The organism is Bradyrhizobium genosp. SA-3 (assembly GCF_004212635.1).
In the GTDB taxonomy this organism is placed as follows: Bacteria; Pseudomonadota; Alphaproteobacteria; order Rhizobiales; family Xanthobacteraceae; genus Bradyrhizobium.
In genome coordinates this window covers 1-3,851 of record NZ_PSRT01000269.1, presented here as the reverse complement: position 1 = coordinate 3,851, position 3,851 = coordinate 1, and the positions used below count along the sequence as shown (strand labels likewise).

The following is a 3,851-nucleotide window of genomic DNA, read 5'->3' as shown; positions in this document are numbered from 1 at the left end:
GGCTAAGCGGTATTGGTGCCCGTTGAAACTGCTGCCACGCATTCCATCCTCATCCTGAAGAGCCCGCCCAAAGCGGGCGTCTCGAAGGATGGCCGCAGCGAAACCGCCGTCAAATCCGGTAACCCTGCTGCAAGCGGGGAGAGGTGAAGAGAGACGGGCTCACCCGTATTTCAGCTTCATGAACAGGATGCCGCCGGCGAGCAGCATGGTGATGGCGTTGGCGGCGACCAGCGGGGCGTCGCCAGAGAGCAGGCCGTAGAGGAGCCAGAGCGCCAGGCCCAGCACCATGACCAGGAACATGCCGAGCGAGATGTCGCGCGCCGAGCGCGTTTTCCAGACCTTGATGAATTGCGGCGCGTAGGCGGCGGTGGTGCAGGTGGCGGCGGCAAAGCCGAGCAGCTTGATCACGAAGGGGTCCATGCCCGGCTCTATAGCATGGATTCGACAATGGCCATGCCTAGAGTCCCGTTCCGATGAAATCGGAACGGGACTCTAGATTCTAGTTTTGACGCGTTTTCTTCACGCGAACCGGCATCCACTTCGCTCGAAAACGCTCTACGTGCGGCGCGCGCCATGAGGTTGCGGTAGAGCGCGGCGTAGTCGCCGGCGCGGTTGCGCCAGGAGACGTCGGTCGCAAGGCCACTTCGTTGCAGCCGCCGCCAGGTCAGCTTGTCGTGGAAGGTGGTGTTGGCCTTGCGCAGCGTGCCGGCGAGCGCGTCCGCCGTCACGGGGCCGAACTTGAAGCCGGTGGCGTCGTGGCCGGACGCGTCGGCCTCGCCGATGTCGACGATGGTATCCTCGAGGCCGCCGACGCGCGACACGATCGGGACGGCGCCATAGCGCAGCGCGCAGAGCTGGGTCAGGCCGCATGGCTCGAAGCGCGACGGCACGATCAGCGCGTCCGAGCCCGCCTGGATCAGATGCGCCAAGATCTCGTCATAGCCGATCACGACTCCGATCCGGCCTCGATTGGCGCGTGCGGCAGCCTGGTAACCGTCCTGGAGATCGCGATCGCCGCTGCCGAGCAGCGCGAGCTGCATGCCTTGGTCCAAAATGGTCGGAATGGCCTCGAGCAGGAGATCGAGCCCCTTCTGCCAGGACAGGCGGCTGATGACGCCGAGCAATGGCGCCTCGTCCGAGGAATCGAGATTGAACTGCCGCTGAAGCGCCGCCTTGTTCGCGGCCCGGAACGTGAGGTCTTCCGCGCCGAAGCGGTAGGCGATGTGCGGATCTTCCTGCGGATTCCACACGGAGATGTCGATGCCGTTGAGGATGCCGCTGAGCACGCCCGCGCGTGCGCGCAGCAAGCCGCCGAGCCCCATGCCGCCTTCGTCGCTCTGGATCTCCTTCGCATAAGTCGGCGACACCGTGGTGATGCGATCGGCGAATTGCAGGCCGGCCTTTAAAAAGCTGATGCCGCCGAAATATTCGATTTCGTTGACGCTGAGGGAGTGCCAGGGCAGGCCGATCGCACCGATCAGGTCAGAAGCAAACTTGCCCTGATAGGCCATGTTGTGAATGGTCATCACGGTGCCGGGCCGCGGCCGGTTGTCATAGTGCAGATAAGCCGGCGCGAGCCCCGCCTGCCAGTCGTGGGCGTGCACGATGTCGGGCACGAAGGCGGGCACGAGGCCGTGACCGATATCGGCGGCGACGCGGGAGAGCGCGGCGAAGCGCACGCCATTGTCCGGCCAGTCGACGCCCTCGCTGGTGACGTAGGGGTTACCGGGCCGCGCATAGAGATGCGGCACGTCGAGCACGAACAGATCGAGGCCGTCGTGCGAGCCCGCGAGCAGCCGGCCCGGCCCGCCGAAATAGTTTGGCCAGCGCTGGATTTCCTCGGCGTCGGCGAGCATCCGCGTCACGTCGGGATAACCGGGCATCAGGGTGCGCATCTCGACGCCATGCGCCTTCAGTGCAACCGGCAGCGCGCCGGCGACATCCGCGAGGCCGCCGGTCTTGACGATGGGATAGACTTCAGAAGCGACCGCGAGGACGCGAACAGGCGTCATGTATTGAGCCTGTCGATCATCGGCTGGGTGATCAGCGAGATGCCCTGCTCGGTGGTGCGGAAGCGCTTGGCGTCGAACTCGGGATCTTCGCCGACGACGAGGCCCTCGGGGATGTCGACGCCGCGGTCGATCACGACGTTCTTCAGGCGAGCGCCGCGGCCGACATTGACATAGGGCATGATCACGGCGTTCTCGACATTGGCGTAGGAGTTGACCCGCACGCCGGTGAACAGCAGCGAGCGGCGCAGCGCGGCACCGGAGATGATGCAGCCGCCCGAGACCAGCGAGCTCACGGCCTGGCCGCGCCGGCTCTCCTCGTCGTGGACGAATTTGGCCGGCGGGGTGATCTCCGCATAGGACCAGATCGGCCAGGCGCGGTCGAACAGGTCGAGTTCCGGCACGACATCGGTGAGATCGATATTGGCGGACCAATAGGCGTCGACGGTGCCGACGTCGCGCCAATAGGCGCCGTTGTGGCTGCTGGAGCGCACGCAGGAGGTCGAGAACTGGTGCGCGAACGCGCGGCCGTTCTTGACGAGGTACGGAATGATGTCCCTGCCGAAATCGTGGTTCGAGTTCGGGTCCTCGGCGTCGCGCTTGAGCTGGTCGAACAGGAATTTCGCGTTGAACACGTAGATGCCCATGCTGGCGAGCGAGACGTCCGGCTTGCCGGGCATCGGCGGCGGATCTTTCGGCTTCTCCAGGAACGAATGGATCCAGCCTTTCTCGTCGATATGCATGATGCCGAAGCCCGACGATTCCGCGCGCGGCATCTCGAGGCAACCCACCGTGACGTCGGCGCCGCTCTCGACATGCTCGCGCAGCATCACCTCGTAGTCCATCTTATAGATGTGGTCGCCGGCCAGCACCACGATGAAGCGGCAGGCGTGGGATTCGATGATGTCGATGTTCTGGTAGACGGCGTCCGCCGTGCCGACATACCACATGGTCTCGGAGACGCGCTGGCTGGCCGGGAGGATGTCAAAACTCTCGTTTCGCTCCGGGCGGAAGAAGTTCCAGCCCATCTGAAGGTGCCGGATCAGGCTGTGCGCCTTGTATTGGGTCGCGACCGCGATACGGCGGATGCCCGAGTTCACTGCGTTCGACAGCGCGAAGTCGATGATGCGGGACTTGCCGCCGAAATAGACCGCCGGCTTGGCGCGCCGGTCGGTCAGCTCTAAAAGCCGGCTGCCGCGTCCACCGGCGAGGACGAACGCCAGCGCCTGGCGGGCAAGCGGTTCACTACCGACGGCACTCATGTCATCCTCCCACACTCTGGCATGCCGGGACTTTTTGTCGCGAGAAGCCCCGCGGTCCCGCGCCCATTGGAACCGATAGTAACGGTACGAATAGTAAATCGGGAAGTGGGTTGTTGGTTGCGCGCGCGGGAAGCTTAATGCTTCGCCTTGATGTCTTGCCCATTGCCTTGGCCGCCGGGCTACAGCGTCGCGCCGGTGTCACATCGGGCAGAGCAGATCGTTGGGCCTCGCGTGCCGGTGGCGATTTCGCAACGAGGCGTGAACGGGACTTGAACGGGACTTGTGCGCCGCACGCAAAATCCGGGCTTTGACTTGGCGCTTTGACTTGGCGCAAGGATGTCCGATCATGGTGTTGCGATCCTTTTCCAAGCGAAACGTCAGACAGGGAGTAAGACGATGAGGATCTGGAAAACCGCAATTGCCTGTTCGCTGGCCGGCGTGGTCATGGCCGGCCAAATCGAGCAGGCCGCGGCGGGACCGATGCCGACCAATGTCGCGACCATGAAGGCCGCGGCCGGCGATCACGTCACGCAGGTGCGTTGGCGCGGCGGCGGCTGGGGCTGGGGCCTCGGTGGCCTCG

At 64.6% G+C, this 3,851-nt stretch carries 3 protein-coding genes and 1 pseudogene; 1 reads left to right on the top strand and 3 read right to left on the bottom strand.

Translation table 11 applies throughout. The annotated features are described in order from the left end of the window. Positions 1-159: 159 nt before the first annotated feature. From CWO91_RS41715 to glgC, 3 genes are read right to left on the bottom strand one after another with little or no spacing between them, the layout of a single operon-like run. Complete coding sequence (locus CWO91_RS41715) at positions 160-420, bottom strand: SemiSWEET transporter (RefSeq protein ID WP_130221105.1); 261 nt, start codon at positions 418-420, stop codon at positions 160-162. Between the two features lie 8 nt (positions 421-428). Continuing rightward, a complete protein-coding gene (glgA, locus tag CWO91_RS41710; protein ID WP_245471542.1) occupies positions 429-2,012 on the bottom strand; it encodes a glycogen synthase GlgA in 1,584 nt (527 codons plus the stop codon). Beyond that, positions 2,009-3,271: a glucose-1-phosphate adenylyltransferase gene (gene glgC, locus CWO91_RS41705; protein WP_130221104.1), complete on the bottom strand. Its 1,263-nt coding sequence runs from the start codon at positions 3,269-3,271 to the stop codon at positions 2,009-2,011. The genes glgA and glgC overlap by 4 nt, the downstream gene beginning before the upstream one ends. A 396-nt stretch (positions 3,272-3,667) precedes the next feature. Between glgC and CWO91_RS41700 the strand changes: the two are divergent. Further along, a pseudogene (locus tag CWO91_RS41700) lies at positions 3,668-3,851 on the top strand (hypothetical protein); the annotation flags it as partial.